21 protein-coding genes and 1 tRNA gene are annotated in these 18775 nt (G+C 67.2%); 8 read left to right on the top strand and 14 right to left on the bottom strand.

Annotation, left to right across the window (positions count from 1 at the left end; genetic code table 11):
- Positions 1-81 precede the first annotated feature (81 nt).
- The 4 genes from D3877_RS18445 to D3877_RS18430 all read right to left on the bottom strand — a co-directional run bounded on the left by D3877_RS18445 (position 82) and on the right by D3877_RS18430 (position 3007).
- Entirely contained in the window at positions 82-894 is an 813-nt protein-coding gene (locus tag D3877_RS18445) for a sulfite exporter TauE/SafE family protein (RefSeq protein ID WP_119832131.1), read from the bottom strand.
- 225 nt (positions 895-1119) lie between these two features.
- Positions 1120-2007, bottom strand: a complete 888-nt coding sequence (locus tag D3877_RS18440) for a S49 family peptidase (protein ID WP_119832130.1) — start codon at positions 2005-2007, stop codon at positions 1120-1122.
- A 32-nt stretch (positions 2008-2039) separates the two neighbouring features.
- A complete protein-coding gene (locus tag D3877_RS18435; RefSeq protein WP_119832129.1) occupies positions 2040-2804 on the bottom strand; it encodes a tRNA1(Val) (adenine(37)-N6)-methyltransferase in 765 nt (254 codons plus the stop codon).
- On the bottom strand, positions 2801-3007 hold the full coding sequence (locus tag D3877_RS18430) for a putative signal transducing protein (RefSeq protein WP_119832128.1): 207 nt from the start codon (positions 3005-3007) through the stop codon (positions 2801-2803). Before D3877_RS18430 ends, D3877_RS18435 begins: the two co-directional genes overlap by 4 nt.
- 101 nt (positions 3008-3108) lie before the next feature.
- On the opposite strand from D3877_RS18430, the gene D3877_RS18425 reads away from it, so the two are divergent.
- Positions 3109-4125 carry a polyprenyl synthetase family protein gene (locus D3877_RS18425; protein WP_119832545.1) on the top strand — a complete coding sequence of 339 codons (1017 nt, stop codon included), beginning with the start codon at positions 3109-3111 and terminating at the stop codon, positions 4123-4125.
- A 107-nt stretch (positions 4126-4232) separates the two neighbouring features.
- Positions 4233-4309, top strand: a tRNA-Pro gene (locus tag D3877_RS18420).
- Between the two features lie 156 nt (positions 4310-4465).
- Here D3877_RS18420 and D3877_RS18415 read toward each other — a convergent pair.
- Positions 4466-4696 (bottom strand): helix-turn-helix domain-containing protein, encoded by a 231-nt coding sequence (locus D3877_RS18415; protein WP_119832127.1) that lies wholly within the window; start codon positions 4694-4696, stop codon positions 4466-4468.
- A gap of 93 nt (positions 4697-4789) precedes the next feature.
- Here D3877_RS18415 and D3877_RS18410 point away from each other — a divergent pair, with 93 nt between their 5' ends.
- Together D3877_RS18410 and D3877_RS18405 are read left to right on the top strand one after the other, a co-directional pair.
- Positions 4790-5491 carry an XRE family transcriptional regulator gene (locus D3877_RS18410; protein ID WP_119832544.1) on the top strand — a complete coding sequence of 234 codons (702 nt, stop codon included), beginning with the start codon at positions 4790-4792 and terminating at the stop codon, positions 5489-5491.
- A gap of 131 nt (positions 5492-5622) precedes the next feature.
- Complete coding sequence (locus tag D3877_RS18405) at positions 5623-5886, top strand: hypothetical protein (protein ID WP_119832126.1); 264 nt, start codon at positions 5623-5625, stop codon at positions 5884-5886.
- Here D3877_RS18405 and D3877_RS18400 read toward each other — a convergent pair whose 3' ends face one another.
- The gene (locus D3877_RS18400) at positions 5887-6276 is read right to left on the bottom strand and encodes a carboxymuconolactone decarboxylase family protein (protein WP_119832125.1); all 390 of its coding nucleotides are present in this window, start codon (positions 6274-6276) and stop codon (positions 5887-5889) included.
- Positions 6277-6553: 277 nt separating this feature from the next.
- Here D3877_RS18400 and D3877_RS18395 point away from each other — a divergent pair, with 277 nt between their 5' ends.
- On the top strand, positions 6554-7318 hold the full coding sequence (locus D3877_RS18395; protein WP_158599943.1) for a TorD/DmsD family molecular chaperone: 765 nt from the start codon (positions 6554-6556) through the stop codon (positions 7316-7318).
- Between the two features lie 123 nt (positions 7319-7441).
- Here the strand turns inward: D3877_RS18395 and D3877_RS18390 are convergent, their stop codons facing one another.
- Positions 7442-7675 carry an SMc00767 family acetate metabolism repressor gene (locus D3877_RS18390; protein ID WP_119832123.1) on the bottom strand — a complete coding sequence of 78 codons (234 nt, stop codon included), beginning with the start codon at positions 7673-7675 and terminating at the stop codon, positions 7442-7444.
- A gap of 267 nt (positions 7676-7942) precedes the next feature.
- Here D3877_RS18390 and D3877_RS18385 point away from each other — a divergent pair, with 267 nt between their 5' ends.
- Positions 7943-8821 carry an NAD(P)-dependent oxidoreductase gene (locus D3877_RS18385; RefSeq protein ID WP_119832122.1) on the top strand — a complete coding sequence of 293 codons (879 nt, stop codon included), beginning with the start codon at positions 7943-7945 and terminating at the stop codon, positions 8819-8821.
- Between the two features lie 21 nt (positions 8822-8842).
- Here D3877_RS18385 and D3877_RS18380 read toward each other — a convergent pair whose 3' ends face one another.
- The 3 genes from D3877_RS18380 to D3877_RS18370 are packed head-to-tail and all read right to left on the bottom strand — an operon-like array spanning position 8843 to position 12559.
- Positions 8843-10687 (bottom strand): ABC transporter transmembrane domain-containing protein, encoded by a 1845-nt coding sequence (locus D3877_RS18380; RefSeq protein ID WP_238474954.1) that lies wholly within the window; start codon positions 10685-10687, stop codon positions 8843-8845.
- A gap of 52 nt (positions 10688-10739) precedes the next feature.
- Positions 10740-11948 carry a DUF418 domain-containing protein gene (locus D3877_RS18375; protein WP_119832121.1) on the bottom strand — a complete coding sequence of 403 codons (1209 nt, stop codon included), beginning with the start codon at positions 11946-11948 and terminating at the stop codon, positions 10740-10742.
- Positions 11945-12559 carry a TetR/AcrR family transcriptional regulator gene (locus D3877_RS18370; protein WP_238474953.1) on the bottom strand — a complete coding sequence of 205 codons (615 nt, stop codon included), beginning with the start codon at positions 12557-12559 and terminating at the stop codon, positions 11945-11947. Before D3877_RS18370 ends, D3877_RS18375 begins: the two co-directional genes overlap by 4 nt.
- A 185-nt stretch (positions 12560-12744) precedes the next feature.
- On the opposite strand from D3877_RS18370, the gene rpmE reads away from it, so the two are divergent.
- The gene (gene rpmE / locus D3877_RS18365) at positions 12745-12969 is read left to right on the top strand and encodes a 50S ribosomal protein L31 (protein ID WP_119832120.1); all 225 of its coding nucleotides are present in this window, start codon (positions 12745-12747) and stop codon (positions 12967-12969) included.
- 76 nt (positions 12970-13045) lie between these two features.
- On the opposite strand, the gene D3877_RS18360 is transcribed toward rpmE, so the two are convergent.
- Positions 13046-13519, bottom strand: a complete 474-nt coding sequence (locus tag D3877_RS18360) for a DUF1465 family protein (protein WP_119832119.1) — start codon at positions 13517-13519, stop codon at positions 13046-13048.
- 276 nt (positions 13520-13795) lie between these two features.
- Between D3877_RS18360 and D3877_RS18355 the strand changes: the two genes are divergently transcribed.
- Positions 13796-14266: an Hsp20 family protein gene (locus D3877_RS18355; RefSeq protein ID WP_119832118.1), complete on the top strand. Its 471-nt coding sequence runs from the start codon at positions 13796-13798 to the stop codon at positions 14264-14266.
- A 78-nt stretch (positions 14267-14344) separates the two neighbouring features.
- Here the strand turns inward: D3877_RS18355 and D3877_RS18350 are convergent, their stop codons facing one another.
- The 3 genes from D3877_RS18350 to D3877_RS18340 form a co-directional block, all read right to left on the bottom strand.
- Positions 14345-16282 (bottom strand): PAS domain S-box protein, encoded by a 1938-nt coding sequence (locus tag D3877_RS18350; protein ID WP_238474952.1) that lies wholly within the window; start codon positions 16280-16282, stop codon positions 14345-14347.
- Between the two features lie 121 nt (positions 16283-16403).
- A complete protein-coding gene (locus tag D3877_RS18345) occupies positions 16404-17267 on the bottom strand; it encodes an alpha/beta fold hydrolase (RefSeq protein ID WP_119832117.1) in 864 nt (287 codons plus the stop codon).
- Positions 17268-17274: 7 nt separating this feature from the next.
- Complete coding sequence (locus D3877_RS18340) at positions 17275-18594, bottom strand: O-acetylhomoserine aminocarboxypropyltransferase (RefSeq protein WP_119832116.1); 1320 nt, start codon at positions 18592-18594, stop codon at positions 17275-17277.
- Between the last annotated feature and the right edge of the window lie 181 nt (positions 18595-18775).

Here is an 18775-nt window from a genome sequence, read left to right as displayed (position 1 = left end):
ACGCTCAACAAAACCCTTGGGGGCGTCGGCACTGTGCCGGACCCGCCCGCGACACTTCAAGCGCCGTCAGCTCAAGCACCGTCAACCAACGGCGATCTTCAGGGCCAAGGGAATCAGCAGAAGGGCGAAGATCCGCTTCAACAGCGGCCCCGGCAGGCGCGCGGACAGCTTCGCCCCCAGCGGCGCGGTCAGCGCGCTCGCCACGCCGATTTCCAGCAAAGCGGGAAGATGCAGATAGCCGATCTGCCCCGGCAGATCGACGCCGTCGCGCAGACCAAGCGCGGTGTAGAGCAGCGCCCCGGCCACCGTCACCGGCAGGCCGATGGCGGTCGAGGTGGCGACCGCGCGCGTCATCGGATGGCCGCGTCCGCTGAGGAACGGCACCATCAGCACGCCGCCGCCCGCCCCGATGAAGCTGCCCGCCAACCCGATCAACGCCCCGCCCAGCCGGTAGACGTTCGGAGACTCCGCGCCGGACGACGGCCCAACCGCCACCGACGACGACGCCTTGCCCGCGCCGCCGGTCAGCATCCGCCACGCGGTGAAGAGCAGGAACACCCCCACCACCAGCCGCAGCGCGGCGGCGGGCAGATGGGTGGCGACGGCGGCGCCGACCACGACTCCGGTCACGCTGGCGAGAATGGTGACGCGGAAGACCGGCCACAGAACGTTGCCCAACCGATGGTGCGACAGCACCGAGGAGACCGACGTCACCGCCACCACCGCCATCGAGGTCGCCAGCGCGGTCAGCGGCGCGGCGTCCGCCGGAACGCCAAGCCACGGCAAGACCAGGGTCAGCAGCGGCACGGCGATCAACGCCGTCCCCACCCCCAACGCGCCGAGCGTCACGCCGCCCACCGCGCCCCCGGCCAAAAAGATCAAAGCCCCGCCCATGACGCCGCCACCCCCAAACCCTCGGGAGCGGCACTGTATGCGGCGCCGGTAGGTTCGGCAACGCTTGCCCCCTCCCCGACCCTCCCCCGCGTTGCGGGAGAGGGAGGCTTGAGCCTTGTCGGCGTTCAGCGGAGTTCCCTCTCCCGCCACAGGCGGGGGAGGGTTAGGGAGGGGGCAAAGCGGCAACCGGCCTCGACGCCTCTGTTGAGCGGAGCGAGGCGGCGGCTACAGCCCCAAACGCGACCACAACAGACGTTCTTCCACCGCCGCGACCGCCGCCGACGGCAAGGCTTCGGCCAGAACCGCGCCCGCGTCGGCCATGCCCGCGCCGGGCAGCGCGGCGCGGAAGCCCAGCTTGTCGCGGAACCAGCCGCGCTCCGCCTCCACCACCCGCAACCGGACCTTCTCGCCGAAACGCCCGCGCAGCACGCCGCGCAGATCGCCCAACCCGTCGATCAAGCCCAACTCCTTCGCCTTGCGCCCGGCCCAGAAGGCGCCGGAGAAAATCTCCTCCTCCGCGCCGGTCAGTCGAGCGCCGCGCCGGGCGCGGACCAGCGCCTTGAAGGCGTCGTGGACGTCGGCCTGCAAGGATTTCAGATGGGCGACTCCGTCCGCCCGCTCCGGCGAAAAGGGGTCGAGCAGAACCTTGTTCTCCCCGGCGGTGTAAAGCCGCCGCTCCACGCCATGCCGGGCGATGAAGTCATGCAGGCCGAACCCCGACGAGACCACGCCGATGGATCCCAGCACCGAGCTTTCGTCCGCCCAAATCTCATCCGCCGCGCAGGCCAGCCAATAGCCGCCGGACGCCGCCGCATCCTCGCAAAAGGCGAAGACGGGCAGCTTCTTTTCCTCGGCCAGATCGCGAATGCGCTTGGCGATCAAGGCCGACTGCACCGGCGACCCGCCCGGCGAGTTGACGATCAGCGCGACCGCCGCCTGCTCCTTGGGCGCGAAGGCGCGCTCCAGCAGCGGGGCGAGGGCGGCCAACGTCAGGCCGGGGCGGAACGCCCCGCCCGCGCCGATCACCCCGGACAGCCGGACCACGGACACCAGCGGCCCGGCGTTGCGCCAGGGGCCGAAGGGGAGTTTCTTCAACAGGGAATGCAGGCTCATGCCGCGACAGATGGGGTGCCGCCGCCGCTCTGTCAAAGCGCCAACGCGCCCGCCCCGCGCAAAATTCGCTCCGCTTCGGCGGTGTAGGCGCCGTCGGCCCCGTGCACGGTGACGCCCGCCGTCAACCGGGCGGGGGTGCGCGCGCCCTTGCGCGCGGCGACCAGCACGCGCTTGGCCTCTTGCCCGGCCTTCGGCCACAGCGGCACGAGGACCAGCCCGCCAAAGCGCCCACGCAGCGCGTCGAAAATGTCGTCGATCCGGTCGGCGCGGTGAACCAGCGTCACCATCCCGCGCGGCTTCAGCATGGCGTCGGCGAAGCGCAGCCAGTCGGGCAGCCGCGCCGCGCCCTCCACATTCGCCGCCGCCTTCCAGGGGTCGGGCGGCGGACTCGCGCCGTCGGCCCGCAGATAGGGCGGATTCATCATGACCCGGTCGAAGGAGCCGGGGCGCAGCTCCGGCGGCGGCGCCAGCAAATCGCCCTCCACCACCCGCACCCGCTCGGCCAGACCGTTCAGGGCGGCGTTGCGCCGGGCGAAGGCCGCCGCGTCGGCCCGCTGCTCCAGCCCGACCACCAACGCGCCCGCCACCCGCGCGGCGAGACACAACGCCGCAGCCCCGGTGCCGGTCCCGACGTCCAGCACGCGGTCGCCGTCCCGCGCGTCGGTGATCGCCGCCAGAAACACCGGGTCGATGGCGGCGCGGTAGCCGCCCTCCGGCTGGGCCAGCCGAACCCGCCCGTTCAGCAGGAAATCGCAGGGCGCCGCCTCAAGCTCCGGCCCAGGGGACACGCCGCTCACGCCTCACCCGCCTCGCACAAAACACGGAAGGCTTGGGCGCTGTCCTCCTCATCCACCATCAGCCGTTGGGGGATGGCGCCGATGGAACCCTCCAACACGCTGGTGTGGGCGTCGAACAGCACAGCCTCGATCCCGGCGTCGGCCAACAGGGCGATCAACCAGGACAATCGGACCGGATCGGTGGCGCGCAGCAATTCTCTCATGGTCCGACACGTTCACAACGCCCCTGCGGGCTTGACCAAGAAGGCTAGGCCGTTATGCTCCCTACCGCAATTCCTGGCGTCAATCACCTGTGGAGTCGACCTTGGCGGTCGTGACCAATCTCGAGCCGAACCGGCGCACGTCCACCCCGCTCGATGACCTCACCGCTCTGGTGGCTGAAGACCTGAGCGCCGTCAACGAGATCATCATCCAAAACATGCAGTCGTCGGTGGAGCTGATCCCCCAGCTCGCCGGTTATCTGATCGCGGCGGGCGGCAAACGGCTGCGCCCGGTTCTGACGCTGGCCGCCGCCAATCTGTGCGGCTATTCCGGCGACAAGCATCGGCTGCTGGCGGCGGTGGTGGAGTTCATCCACAGCGCCACCCTGCTGCACGACGACGTGGTGGACGAAAGCGACCTGCGGCGCGGTCTGGCCTCGGCCAACGCGGTGTTCGGCAACAAGGCCAGCGTGCTGGTCGGCGATTTCCTGTTTTCCCGCTCCTTCGAGATGATGGTGCGGGTCGGGTCGCTGGACGTGCTGCGCATCCTGTCCCGCGCGTCCGCCGTCATCGCCGAGGGCGAGGTGCTGCAACTGCGCACCACCAACGACACCGAGACGACCGAAGAGGCCTATCTGGAGGTCATCAAGGGCAAGACCGCCGAGCTGTTCGCCGCCGCCTGCCGCGTCGGCGCCGTCGTCGCGGACCGGCCGGAGGCCGAAGCGCAGGCGCTCTATGATTACGGCATGAATCTGGGCATCGCCTTCCAACTGGTGGACGACGTGCTGGACTACTCCGCGCTTCAGGCGACGCTGGGCAAGACGGTCGGCGACGATTTCCGCGAGGGCAAGCTGACCCTGCCCGTCGTGCTGTCGATCAGCCGGGCCGACGAGGCCGAGAAAGCCTTCTGGCATCGGACCATGGAGGAGCTGGAGCAGGCCGACGGCGATCTGGAGCACGCCCAAACGCTGATGGCCAAGCACAACGCGCTGGCCGAAACGGTGGAGCGCGCCCGCCACTATGGCGCCCTGGCCCGCGCCAACCTCGCCCCCTTCCCCGACAGCCCGATCAAGCGCGCCATGCTGGAAGTCATTGATTTCGTGATCGACCGGGATTTCTGAGGCACGCATATTTTTTCGCCGTGTGACGCTTTTTTGCGTTGCGCCCCGGGTCCAGCCCGTCTATATACCCGTCCCACCGGCGGACGTCACCGCCCGCCGGACCTGAACGGAGTGTAGCTCAGCCTGGTAGAGCACTGCTTTCGGGAGGCAGGGGCCGGAGGTTCGAATCCTCTCACTCCGACCAGTTGAAAAGGCCCTTCAGAGCGATCTGAAGGGCCTTTTCCATGTCTGGGTCCGCGCCGCGCGATCCGCACCGCCCCGACACAAACCAGCGTCACGTCGGCGTCCTTACCGCCCAATTCGCCAAGCCCGTCGCGCGCTTGCCGAGCGCCATCCAGCCTTACAACCCCGCCGCCCCTGCGGAGGGCTTTGGCGGGGCCTCCGACAGCCCGTGGAAGTCGTTGGCCGTCACCGCGCCGCCGGTGGCCGCCACGATGCGGGCCATCACCGCCGGGCGCGGCATGCGGCGGCCATGGCGGTAACGGTTCACCGCCGCCTGGCTGGCGCCGATGCTGGCGGCGAAGGAGTCTTCCTTGGTGGCGGTGCGGGCGAGCCAATCGTCGAGCGTCATACCGCAACGGTTTAACCCATTTGGACTTTTTCACGCAAGCCGCCTGAGCGCGGCATATTGGACTTTTTCAAACCGATCTGGTATGAGAACGGCATGTCCACACTCCGCGCATTGCGGCAGGCCGCCGGGCTGAGCCAGGAGAGACTGGCCGAGCTGGCGGGAACCTCGCAGCCGCAAATCAACAAGCTGGAAACCGGCCAGCGCAAGATGACCGTCGATTGGGCGGTCAAGCTGGCGCGTCCCTTGGGCGTGGAGCCGACCAGCCTGCTGGGGCTGGACGCCGATTCCGCCGCGATGGAGCCAGCCGCCGCGCCGGTCTCGCGCCCGCCCACCCGCCGAACTTCGCCGCCGCCCCTGCTGCGCGCGCCGCCGACGCCCACCGCCTCCTATGGCGGAACACCCGGCGGGGTGGCCGAACCGATGCCGGTGCGCGCCGCCGCCCGTGGCGGGGTGGATCAGGAAATGTTTCTGGAGGATGGCCCCATCGATTGGGTGGCCAAGCCCGACTATCTGAAAAACGCCCGCGATCCCTACGCCATGTATGTGGTCGGCGAATCGATGATGCCGCGCTTCCGCCCGGCCCAGCTTCTGCACGTCAACCCGCACAAGCCGCCCGCCGCCGGGGCCGGGGTGGTGGTGGTCAAGCGCAGCAAGGCGGTGTTGGTCAAGGAGTTCGTCCGCCGCGCGCCCGAGGGGGTGGTGTTGCGCGAATACCAGCCCGACGACCGCGAGTTCACCGTGGACAACGCGGATCTCGACACCATCCACACCGTGGTCGGCCTTCAGGAACCCTGATGGATACCTTTTTGGTATAGGGATTTTCTGGATTTAAAAGTCCAATTTGGATTAATCCTAGTCGCAGAGCGGGCCACCGGCCCGCTCGCCGCCCCGGACGGACGCCGGGACCGCGCGACAGGGAGCCATCCATGCGCCACAAAACCCACCCCCGCTTTTTCCCCGGCCCCACCCGTGGCCATCTCGACAGCTTTTCCGAACAGGGCGCGCGCGAACTCGCCCACCGCATCCGCAACGCCTGGGGCAAGCTGGGCTGGGACGTCGAGGTGCGGATCGAACGGATTTCCAGCGAGGACATCGGCGACATCCGCAGCAAGGCCCACTACACGGTGCGCAGCGACCTTGTGAACGGCATGGCGCAGCGCCGTCTGTCGGCGCCGCTGGCCAGCGCGTGACTATTTCAGCCGTTCGTCCAACTCAACCTGATAGCCGTGGGCGAGCCGGTTGGTTTCGTTGGCCATGCCGACCACGGCCAGCAGCTCGCCAAACTGGGCGTCGGTCATGCCCAGCTTGCGCGCCGCCGCCTCGTGCGAGCGGATGCAATAGGCGCAGCCGTTGGTGACGCTGACGGCGACGAAGATCATCTCCTTGACCAGCGGGTCGAGCGCGCCCGGCGCCATCACCTCTTTCAAACTCTCCCAGGTGCGGGCCAGCGTCGCCGGGTGATGGGCCGTCATTTTCCAGAAATTGTTGACGTCCGGGACGTTGCGCGTCGCCTTGATGTCGTCGTAAACGGCGCGCACCTCTGGGCTGGCGTCGGCGTGCTCGATGGGCGTCAAGGGCATGAAAAGCTCCTGCGAGGAGGAATTGGATTGGGCGTGCGTCAGCCAGCAAAGCCCAGTCAACCTGACAATGCAACCATGGGCGGTTTTTCATCGTCCTGCGGCCTTCGCCCGCGTTGACCCGGACGCCGTCCTGCTGGTAGTACAACGATCCAATATGGTCGTCTCACGCATCGTCAGCGGAACGACCCACAAAAAAAGAACACGCCAAACATGTGTGCTGCGTTCTCATGCAGCCCGCCGTCGGTTCAACCCCGACGCGGGCGCCGGGAGGAAGAGCGTGAACGGATCGGTTTTGGAGCGGCCCGCTGAACGGTCGCGCGTCGCGGACGAGCTTTTGATCAACCCGGCGGCGCCCTTCGCCCAAGCGGCGGCGGGGTTGCGGCGCATCGCCCGCTTTCACGCCGAAGAGCCGACGGTCGCGTTCCTGAACGCCCTGCGCGCCGCCCCCTTGCGCGCCGAATCCGGCCTGCATCTGGACCGCGACGACGCCGCCCAGGCCATCGCCCTGCTCGACGAGATGGTCAGCGACCTGCCCGACCCGATCACCGAGGAGTCGGCTGACCCGCTGCGCGCCGACCACACCGCCATTTATCAAACCGACGTTTACCGCGCCTGCCCGACCGAATCCGCCTGGATGATGGAGGACGGCCAGCCGCCGCCCGACCTTGGCGCCACCCTGCGGCGTTGGCGCCAGCACGCGGGCGTCGCCGCCGATCCGGCGCTGACCGCCGATCATCTGGTGTCGGAAATCCTGCTGCTCGCCAGCCTGCTGGACAATGGGCAGGCCGCCGACGCCACCCTGTTCCTCGACCAGCATCCCTTGCGCTGGATCCCATCCTTTTGCAGCCGGGTGGCGACCCGCTGCCGCGAACCCTTCTACGCCGGGGTCGCGATCCTCACGACCGCCCATCTCGACCATCTGCGCGATCTGCTGGGGGCCGCCTGTGGCCTGCCCCGCCCGCCCGACGACGACAACGCCGACACCCGCCGCCGCCGCTGGGCCGAAGGCCGCTTGCCGCGCACCTGCGGCTGCGACGCCTGAACAGGCCGGGCGCTTCTCCAAGATCTCCTCACGGCGGTTCACCCATGAAAAAGGCCCTCACCCCTGCGGGTGAAGGCCTTTTTCGCGCGGTGGAAAGACCGTCCGCGCCGAAATCACCAGGCGTTACTTGGCCGGGCGGATCACCGGGGTGAGCTGGTCGCCCCAGTTGCCGGTCTCGTTGTGGTAGCGGGCGGTGCGCATCAGCTCGATCGTCACGCCAGCCTCAACCGCCTTGACGACCGACTCGTTCAGGCGGTGCAGGTTGTTGGCGACGATGCGGATGGCGCTTTCCTGCTCCGGCGAAAAGGCCGAACCTTCATCCGGCGGCGCGTCCTGAAAACCCGACTTGTTCGGCATGCGGTGTTCCTTCCCGTGATCTTGGTTGGCCGATGGCCCCGGCCAACCCGTTGGCCGCCCCGTTGGGCAGCCCCCTGATGGTGGCTGGTCGGCAAGCTTTAGCACATCGCGCGGTCAGGACAAACATCGCGACGCAGCAACCGCTTGCGACCTTTGGCGCAGGGACGCGCGGCGAACCGCCAGTCGGGGTTTGCCCCCGGCGCGGCTCCGCCCTAATTTGGTCGGCAAAACACACCGTCGCCCAACGCAACAACAGAGCAGAGCATCATGACCGACAGCAGCAGCGCCCCGCGCAACGTCGCCTTTCTTGGGCTTGGCACGATGGGCGGCCCGATGGCCGGTCATCTCGCCAAGGCGGGGCACAATGTGACCGTCTACAACCGCACCGCCGCCAAGGCCGAGGCCTGGGTCGCCGCCCATGGCGGGCGCAGCGCCCCGACCCCGGAAGAGGCGGCGACCGGGGCCGAGGTGGTGTTCCTGTGCGTTGGCGGCGACGACGACGTGCGCGCGGTGGCGGGCGAGGCGATGACCGCGCTGGCCCCCGGCGGCGTGATCGTCGATCACTCCACCGTGTCGGCGACCGTGTCGCGCGAGATGGACGCGCTGGCGCGCGAGCACAAGGTCTTCTTCCTCGACGCGCCGGTGTCGGGCGGTCAGGCCGGGGCGGAAAAGGGCATTTTGACGGTGATGGTCGGCGGCGACGCCGACGCCTTCGCCAAGGCCGAACCGCTGATGGCCTGCTTTGGCCGCTCCGTCGTCCATATGGGGCCGTCGGGCGCGGGACAATTGACCAAGATGGTCAACCAGATCTGCATCGCCGGTCTGGTCCAGGCGCTGGCCGAGGGTTTGAGCTTCGCCCAACAGGCCGGGTTGGACGGTCACAAGGTGGTGGACGTGATTTCCAAGGGCGCCGCGCAATCCTGGCAGATGGAAAATCGCGGCCACACCATGCTCGACGGCAAGTTCGATTTCGGTTTCGCCGTCGATTGGATGCGCAAGGATCTGGGCATCGTGCTGGACGAGGCGCGGCGCAACGGCGCGAAAGTGCCGGTGACGGCGTTGGTTGACCAGTTTTACGCCGACGTCCAGGCGATGGGCGGCAACCGCCTGGACACGTCGAGCCTGATGAAGCGGCTGACCCGCTGACCTGCACCCGCCGGGCGGAGGTTACGCCTCCGCCCGGTCGAATTGCAGCGCGGCGAGTCGGGCGTACAGGCCGCCCTGCGCCACCAGTTCGGCGTGAGTGCCGGTTTCGACGACGCGGCCCTGGTCCATCACGATGATGCGGTCGGCGGTCAGCACGGTGGCCAGCCGATGGGCGACGATCAGGGTGGTGCGCTCCTTCATCAAACGATCCAAGGCGTCCTGCACCATGCGTTCGCTCTCCGCGTCCAGCGCGCTGGTCGCCTCGTCGAGCAGCAGCACCGGCGGGTTGCGCAGGATCGCCCGCGCGATGGCCAGACGTTGGCGTTGACCGCCCGACAGACGCACGCCCTTTTCGCCAAGGAATGTGTTCAGCCCTTCCGGCAGCGCGTCGAGGAACTCCAGCGCGTGGGCGGCGTCCGCCGCCGCGCGCACCTCGGCGTCGGTGGCGTCGGGGCGTCCGTAGCGGATGTTCTCCCAGGCGTTGGCCGAGAAGACCACCGGGTCTTGCGCGACCAGCCCCAGCCGCCGCCGCACCTCGATGGGGTCGGCGTCGCGGATGTCCACCCCGTCCAGCCGCACCGCGCCCGCCTGCGGGTCGTAATAGCGCAGCAGAAGCTGGAACACCGTCGATTTGCCGGCGCCGGAGGGGCCGACCAGCGCCACCCGCTCGCCCGGCTTGATGGCGAGCGTGAAGCCTTCCAGCGCCGCCCAATCGGGCCGCGAGGGGTAATGGAAGCGCACCGCGTCAAAGGACAGCGCGCCGCGCGCCGGAACCGGCAGCGTCGTCGGCACGGCGGGCGGCGCGATCTCCGATTCGATGGCCAGCAGGCCGAACAGCCGTTCGGTCGCCCCCGCCGCCCGTTGCAGATCGCCGATCACCTCGCTGATCGCCCCGACCGACCCGGCGACGACGACCGAATAGATGACGAAGGCCGACAGATCGCCCGGCGTCAACCGCCCGGTCAACACGTCATGCCCGCCGATCCACAGGATGATCCCGACCGCGCCGAACACCAGAACGATGACGATGACCGTCATGTAGGCGCGCACCCGCACCCGGTCGATGGCGACGTCAAAGGCGTCCTCCACCCGCTCGCCGAACAGGCGGCGGTCGATCATCTCGTGGGTGAAGGCCTGAACCGTGCGGATCGCCGACAGGGTTTCCTCGACGAAGGACCCGACGTCGGCGATGCGGTCCTGGCTGTCCTTCGACAATTTGCGGACCCGCCGCCCGAACAGCACGATGGGGGCGACGACCAGCGGCACCACCAGGGCCACCAGCCCGGTCAGCTTGGGCGACGTCACCATCAGCATGCCGGCGCCGCCAAGAAACAGCAGCGTGTTGCGCAGCGCGATGGAGGCGGAGGAGCCGACCACCACCTGCAACAGCGTGGTGTCGGTGGTCAGGCGCGACAGGATTTCGCCGGTCTTCGTCGTCTCGAAAAAGCCCGGCGACAGGGTCAGCACATGGTCGAACACCGCGCGCCGGATGTCGGCGACCACCCGTTCGCCAATCCAGCTCACCAGATAAAAGCGGCTGTAGGTGGAGGCCGCCATCAGGGCGATGACGCCCAGCATCACCAGCAGGGCGCGGTCCAACAGCCCGGCGTCCCCCGCCGCAAAGCCATGATCGACCAGCACCCGCATGCCCTGCCCCATGCCCAGCACGGTTCCGGCGGCGACGACCAGCGCCACCATCGCCCCGGCGATCCGCCAGCGGTAGGGCTTGAGAAAGGGAATGAGACGGCGCAGGGGGCCAAGGTCGCGCCGACGTTCGGCGGCCTTGAGGTCAACGGAATCGGAAATCTGGGACACTGAGGAATACCCGCAAGGCAGACGCGCAGGACGACGCGGATGGCGTGCCATATAGCGACGCCGCCGCATGGCGACAAGCCGCCGCCGGGCTGAAGCCTCGCGCTCAGCCCACCGCCTCGGCCCCCTCCACCCGCCGCCAGCGCGGCCAACGGGCGATGGTCAGCGCCCGCAACAGCCATTCCGCCGGGCCGTAGGCGAAGCGCCGCAGCCACCAGCGGCTGAGCGGAAGCTGAAGCGCGAACAGCAGCGCGGCCACACCGCCCGCCGCCAGCGGCGACACGCGCCCGATCAGGCCAAAGCCGTAGCCGGTGAACAGCAGCGCGCAAACCAACGACTGCGCCAGATAGTTGGACAGCGCCATCCGTCCCGCCGGGGCCAACCAACCGGCCAACACGCGCCCCTTGCGGGTGTGAAAGCCCAGCAGCAGGGCCGACCCGTAAGCGGCGCTGAGGAGCGGCGCGGTCAGCACGCACACGCCCAACCCAACCACGTCCCAGCCCGACCCAACCAGACGCTGGCTGAGCCAGGCGTAAAGCAGCGCGCCCGGCACGCCGACCAGCCCACCCACCCACAGCAGACGGCGGAACAGCGGGCGATGGGCCGGCACGTTCCGCAGCAGCTCCCGCCGCCCGGCGACAAAACCGACGAGGAACATCGCCATGGCGCATGGGGCCTGAATCGCCAGCAGCGTCGCCCAGACCGATGGCAGCTCCGACACCCGTTGGACGACGACCCGCCACGGTTCGGCGCGATAGGCCGCCTGCGCCGTCAGAGCTTGGGCGATGGCCGTCGCCCGGTTCAGCCGCTCGCCGCTGACCCATTGCAACAGGCCAAGGCCGAGCCAGACGGCGGCGCTCACCCCGATCAACCACGCCGCCAACCGCAGGGCCGCCGAGTCAGTTCGATGGCGCAGGGCCAGCAAAACCAGCCCCAGCAGCGCGTAAATCGTCAGAATGTCGCCATAGAACAGCAACGCCCCATGCGCGAGGCCGATCACCAACAACCCCGCTTGCCGCCGCAGCATCCGCCCCAACAGCGGCTCCCCCGCCCGCTCGGCGGCGGCCATCTGCAAGGTGACGCTGTAGCCGAACAGGAAGGAGAACAGCAGATAGAATTTCATCTCGAACAGCACAGCGACCAACGCCCGCGCCGCGTGATCGACCACCCCGTCATAGGTCGGATCGCCAACCCCGGCGCCGTAAAAGGCCGAGGCGAAGGCGTTGACGTTCACCAGCAGAATGCCGAACAGCGCCGCCCCGCGCAGGGCGTCCACGTCGGCGATGCGGTCGGCGTCCAAACCCACCGCTCTCATGACGCCGCCCCGTCGTCGCCCACCGCCAAGAAGCGCAGGGCCATCCGGCGCAGCGCCGCGCGCTGCTCCTGCGGACGAAAGTCGGGGTCAAGCGCCACACGGTTGAACAGGCCATCGATCAGCGCCCCAATCCAGGCCGCCGCCGCCGTCGGGTCCAAGGCTGGGTCGATCCGGGACCGCGCAGCGGCGGCGCGCAACAGACCGCGCAACGCCTCTTGCAACGCCGCGTCGTTGCGCGCCACCCGCACCGCCACCAGCGAGTCGCGGGAAGCCTCCGCCGCCGTCTCCAACGCCAACCGGACATAGGCCGGATCGGCGGCAAGATCGAGCGCGAGATCCAGGAAACGCAGAAGATCGCCCAGCGGATCGTCGCCAGTCAGCGTGGCGAAATACGCCGCCGTCTCCTCCGCCTCCTGGTCGATGATGGCGGCGATGATCGCCGACTTGCTGGGGAAATAATGGAACAGGTTCCCCGGGCTGGTCCCCGCCGCCGCGCACAGGTCGGCGGTGCTGGTCTGGTGAAACCCCCTGTCGGCGAAGCAGGCCGCCGCCGCCGTCAGGATCGCCCGCCGCCGCGCCTCGTGCTTGTCAGGATCAAGCTTGCGCACCATGTCGCCTTCTGCCTCATTAATAGACCGATTGATCGGTTTATTAAATAACCTCACCCTGCTCCATCATCAAGGGGAAGCGTGGCAACACCGCCCCGACGATTCAATCACCACAACGGCGTGGATCGGGGTTGCATCACGGGAGGTGTTTTGGTATAGACCGCGCTCGTTTAGCAGGAACCCCGGCCATGAAGACTGACATTCACCCCGATTACCACGAGATCAACGTCGTCATGACCGACGGCACCTCGTTCAAGACCCGTTCCACCATGGGCAAGCCGGGCGACACCATCCGCCTCGACATCGACCCGAAGTCGCACCCGGCGTGGACTGGCGTCCAGAAGCTGTTGGACACGGGCGGGCAGATCGCCAAGTTCAACAAGCGTTTTGCTGGCTTCGGTCTCAAGAAGTAAGCTTTACCGCTGCGAACGAAAAGGGCGTCCGAAGCTGTCGGACGCCCTTTTCGTGTTTACGCCAACGGTTAAAGCGTCAGGCGCCAGCCTCCGCGCCGTCATCGGCCCCATCGCCGACGTCATCCGGCGCGCCGTTCGCCTCCGCCTCCCGCCGCACCTCCTCGCTCACCATCCGGTCCAGCCGCTCCACCCGCATGTAAAGCCGGTGGCTGCGTTCCAGCAGGCTGCGCAAACCGGCGGGCAGCTCCTCATTGTCCGGTCCAGTCTCGTCGGAACAGACCTCGCCGCCCGACAAGGCAAAATCCGCGCTGGCCCCTCGCGCCTTGGTGATTTCACCGGCGTGAACCGCCTTTTGCGCCAGAAGCCAGGCCATCACCTGGGTCAGGCGGCTGGTCACACGCATGGATTCATAAGAAATTTGCAGCCGGACTTGCGGCGACAGCTTCCGATGCTCGGCCGCGTCGTGAAAAGCGATGTAATTCCGCGCTTCGATCAGAAGCGTCATGGTCTCGTCATACGGACCATTGAAGAAGAAGGTGTGCGTAACCATCACGCCGTACCCCTGCCACAGCCATCAGGCGCTGGATTGAGGGTCGGCCCAACTGATTAACAATCTGTGACCGCCCTATGCGCGACAACCCTGACTGGTTGGCCACGGAGTCGGCGCGTCAGCGTACACGACCCTCTTGAACGGCCAAAACCCCCGCCTATCTCTCGCTCATCCGGCGAATGCCCATACGGGGTTCGTCGGCGTCATCGAACCCAACGGGGGCCGACCATCATCGTGGTCCCCAACCCGCTGTATCGCTCTTTTGGAGGATATCTCATGCGCAGCTATGATCTTTCGCCGCTGTTCCGCTCCACCGTCGGTTTCGACCGTCTGTCGCGTCTGTTGGAAAACGCGACCCCGGGAAATGAGACGGCCAGCAGCTACCCGCCCTACAACATTGAAAAGCTGAGCGACGACGCCTATCGCATCACCATGGCCGTCGCCGGATTCGGCTTGGATGATTTGACCATCACGGCCCACCAGAATTCCCTGATCGTCACCGGCAAGGCCAAAACCCCTGAAACCGGCAGCCAGTTCTTGCATCGCGGCATCGCCGGTCGGGCGTTCGAGCGCCGGTTCCAACTGGCGGACTTCATCAAGGTGGCGAACGCGTCGCTGCTGAACGGGCTTCTGCACATTGATTTGGCCCGCGAAGTCCCGGAAACGATGAAGCCGCGCGCCATTCCGATTGAAACGGTCCGCGCGGTGAATGGACAAACGCCGGTTCTGACGCAACAGGCCGCGTAACCACTCAACCCACGTTGAGCCATGGCGTCCCGGTCCACCGGGACGCCATGGCTGTTTCAACGGACCGAATCGCTCCGCTCACCTCAACAGGTCGTCCAGCGACAGGACTCGTTCCGGCGGCAAGCGGATCGTCACGGCGCAGCCCTGTTCCAACTGGCTTTCGATGGTCAGGCTGCCGCCATGGGCCTCCACCAGCCGGTGCGCCAACGGCAAACCCAAACCCAACCCGTCGAACCGCCGCGCCATTGATTGATCCAGCTGAACAAAGGGCACGGTGACTCTGGGAATGTTGGCCGGGTCCAGGCCAATTCCGGTGTCACGCACCACCAGCGTCACCCAACCATCCGCGTCACGCCCAGCCGACACGGTGACGACATCGTTGGGATGGCTGAACTTGACGCCATTCGAGATCAAGTTGCACAGCGCCTGCCGCAAGCGCCGTTCATCGCCCCGGATCGGCGGCAGAGTCTCATCCACCTGAACGTCCAACCTCACCGCGCTGTGGTTCGCCACAAAGGACATGTCGGACACGGCCTGCGTCACCAACGCGTCCAAATCCAACGGCGTTTCCATCAGTTCCAGACGGCCGGTTTGGATGCGGGTGATGTCGAGAATGTCGTCAATGATCGACAGAAGCTGTTCCCCCGATTGGCGGATCGACCTCACATAGTCCGGATAAAGCTCCGTCGTCGGCTCGCCCTGCTTCATTTCCAGCAGTTGGGCGAAGCCGATCACCGCGTTCAGCGGCGTGCGCAACTCGTGGCTCACCGTGGCGACGAAGACCGATTTGGCCTTGTCAGCGGCTTCCGCCGCCTCCCTCGCCGCGATCATCTCCTGTTCGGCGCGGCGGCGTTCGGTCACGTCGCGCAGAATCCCCGTGTAGAAACGACGCCCCTCGACCTCGCTGGCGCTGACTGACAGTTCGATGGGAAACACAGTGCCATCCACCCGCCGCGCCTCGATGGAGCGGGACCGCGCGATCACCGCCGTCGTCTGCCCTGGGGGAAATTCAAACCGCTGGCCGTCCGTCTCACGCAACTGCGCCGCTGGGAACAAGGAATCCAGGCGATTCCACAGAATGTCAGGAGCGGCGACGCCGAACATCTCCTCCGCCGCCCGGTTGAAGCTGACCACGCAATCATCGTCGTCCATGGTCAGGATGGCGTCCGCCGCCGTGTCGACGGTGGCCTTGTTGCGCGCTTCCGACAGCAGCAAGGCGTTGGCCGTCCGCACATACTCGCTGACATCGGTGATGGTGCCGATGAAACCGCCGTCGCCCTCCAGCGGAACGCGCTGGCACAGCACGCGCATGTCCACGGACGCCGCCGCGTCGTGAAAGCGAAAATCCAGCAACAGCGGAGCGGCGGCGGCTCCACGGTCCAGACCGCCGCGCCAATCGGCCTCGACCTGCGCGCGATCTTGCGGGTGAACCGCGTCCAGCCATCCACTCCCCAGAAGCTGTTCCAACGTCAGCCCGGCGATGCTGGCGAAACGGGCGTTGGCGAAGATGACCTCACCCGCCGAATCCGTTTGGAAAATGCCGACCGGCGCCGTTTCGGCCAGAGTCTGATACCGCGCCTCGCTGACGCGCAACCGCTCGGCGGTGTCCAACTGCTCGGTCACATCGCGGACGTTCAGGACCACCCCGCCAATGTCCGGGTCATCCGACTGGTTGTTGCTGACCGCTTCGACCCAGCGCCAGCGACCATCCGCGTGGCGAAACCGGAAAACCGCCGGGCTGGAGACGGAGGCGGGAGCAATCAGACGCGCTGCGATGCGCCGCCGCACCTCGTCCCGCTCATCAGGATGAGCGTGGTCGATCAGTTGCGTGCCGATCAGACGATCAGAGCTGTACCCCAAAACCCGCGCCGCAGCCTCGCCGACATAGGAAAGCGAACCGTCCGGAGCGACCACGGCCGCCACGTCGCGGGCGTTGCGCATCAAGGCGCGCATCGTCTTTTCGTTCACCTGCACGACGCCCTCCGACCAGCAACCCAAGGTGACAAGGACGGTCAAAGCCGCCCAGCCTTGCTTCCCCAACGGCGCTTCAACAGGGAGAGCATAAGGGCAAACGCATAAATATCAACGGATCATGTTGGTGATGTCACAATCGTTAAAATTGCGTCTTTGGTCAGAATCAAGCCCGCCTCAGGTCAAAAAACGACCTGAGGGCGTCCAGGGTCGCGTCTGGAGCCTCGGTCATCACCATATGACCTGTCGCCGGAATTGTGACAATTTGTGACGCCTTGATGCGACTTGCCAGAGATCGCCCGGCTTTGACAGGCGCCATCCGGTCCAACGCTCCCAAAACGAACAGGGCGGGACAGGTGACGAGGTCCGCCGACGCGCCGCCTTGCCCGTAGGCGTTGCAGGCGGCCAGATCGACGCCGAGCACACCGGGCTTCACCGCCGCCATCAACCGCCGTCCACCGGGGATCAACGCCAGACCGGGGGTCGGACTGCCGCCGCTGTGGCCGCGCGGGCCATGGCCCCAGCCGATCACCAGTTCAATGGCCGACGGATCCCCCGCCGCCGCAGCGGCCAGCAGATCGGGATGAACCGGCATCCGTTCCGCCGCGCCCAGCAGAACCACGGACTCGACCCGGTCGGGATGGCAGGCGGCGGCGTCCAGCGCCACCAACGCGCCCATCGAATGGCCGATCAACGCCGCCTTGGCGACGCCCGCCGCGTCCAGCAACGCCACCACCCAATCGGCCAAAGCGGCGACGCTGTCCAACGGCTCTCCGCCCGAACGGCCATGGCCCGGCAGATCGACCGCCAGCACCGACCGCCCATGATGGGCCAGATAGCGGGTTTGCAGGCTCCACACCGTGTGGTCCATGCCCGCGCCGTGCAGCAGCACGGCGACGGGCCGCGCCGGATCGAAGGGGCGCCCGCCGGTGTGGGCGTAAACGCTGTGGCCGTTGACGGTCAGTTGGTTGCTGGGCTGCCGGTTGTTGGGCAAGCGGTTGTCGGCGGTCGTGTCGGTGGTTTGCGTCATGGCAGGCTCACCCCTTGGCGGCGGCGCGCAGCGCCTGCTTCAGATCGTCGATCAAATCGTCGGAATCCTCCAGCCCGATGGACAGGCGGATCATGTCCTCCCCCACGCCCGACGCGGCCAAGGCCGCCGCGTCAAGCTGGGCGTGGGTGGTGCTGGCCGGATGGATGACCAGCGATTTGGCGTCGCCGACGTTGGCGAGGTGAGAGAACAGCGACAGCGACTCGATGAAGCGCCGCCCGGCCTCGCGCCCGCCACCTGGACCTTTGACGCCAAAGGAAATGATCGAGCCACAGCCGTTGGGCAGCAGCCGCGCGGCCAGGGCGTGATCGGGGTGATCGACCAGTTCGGGATAAGACACCCAGGCGACCGCCCCCTTGTCCGACGACAGTTCGGTTTCCAGAAAGGCGACGATTTTCCGCGCGTTGTGGATGTGGCCCTTCATGCGCAGCGGCAGCGTTTCCACCCCTTGCAGGATCTGAAAGGCGTTCATCGGACTCATGCAGGCGCCGAAATCGCGCAAGCCCTCGGCGCGGGCACGCATGATGAAGGCGGCGGGGCCATACTCTTCCGCGAAATCAATGCCGTGATACCCGGCGTAGGGTTCGGTCAGGGTCGGGAACTTGCCCGACGCCTCCCAATCAAAGCTTCCGCCGTCGATCACCACCCCGCCGATGGCCACGCCATGCCCGGCCAGCCATTTGGTGCAGGAATGCATGACCAGATCGGCGCCATGGGCCAGCGGGCGGCACAGATAGGGCGTGGTGAAGGTCGAATCGATCAGCAACGGCACGCCCGCCGCGTGGGCGATGGCCGCGACGGCGGGAACGTCCAGCACCTCAAGCCCCGGATTGCCCAGAACCTCGCCAAAAACCAGCCGGGTTTCCGGGCGGATCGCGGCGCGGATGCCGTCCAGGTCGCGCGGATGGACAAAGCTGGTGGTGACGCCAAAGCGCGGCAGCGTGTAGGCCAGCAAATTCCGACTGCCGCCATAGATGGAGGAGGAGGCGACGATGTGCCCGCCCGCGTCCATCAGCGTCAGAATCGCCAGCGTCAAGGCCGCCTGCCCGCTCGCCGTGCAGACCGCGCCGACGCCGCCCTCCAGAATCGCCAACCGCTCTTCCAAAACCGCGACGGTCGGGTTGGAGATGCGGGAATAGATGTGACCGGCGCGTTCCAGATTGAACAAAGCCGCCGCGTGGTCGGTGTCCTGAAAGACGTAGGACGAGGTCATGTGGATCGGCACGGCCCGCGCCCCGGTGGCCGGATCGGGCCGTTGCCCCGCGTGCAGGCTTTGCGTGTCGAATTTCAAAAACTTGGCGTCGGCCATGTCCGTTTCCCCTCCCCTTGCCCCGCGCCGTGAGCGGCCAGAGCGGAAAACCGCGCGGGCGTTGAAAAAAGCGAGGGCCGCATCGAACGCGCGGCCCTCTTTCTTTTTTGCCTGCCCTGCTCAACCCGCGTTGGACGGTGTTGACGGTGCGGGAGCGTATGGAGACATGACGCAGACGTCA

The organism is Azospirillum cavernae, assembly GCF_003590795.1.
In the GTDB taxonomy this organism is placed as follows: Bacteria; Pseudomonadota; Alphaproteobacteria; order Azospirillales; family Azospirillaceae; genus Azospirillum; species Azospirillum cavernae.
Note: the sequence above shows the minus strand (reverse complement) of the source record. Positions and strands in the feature narration are given on the sequence as shown.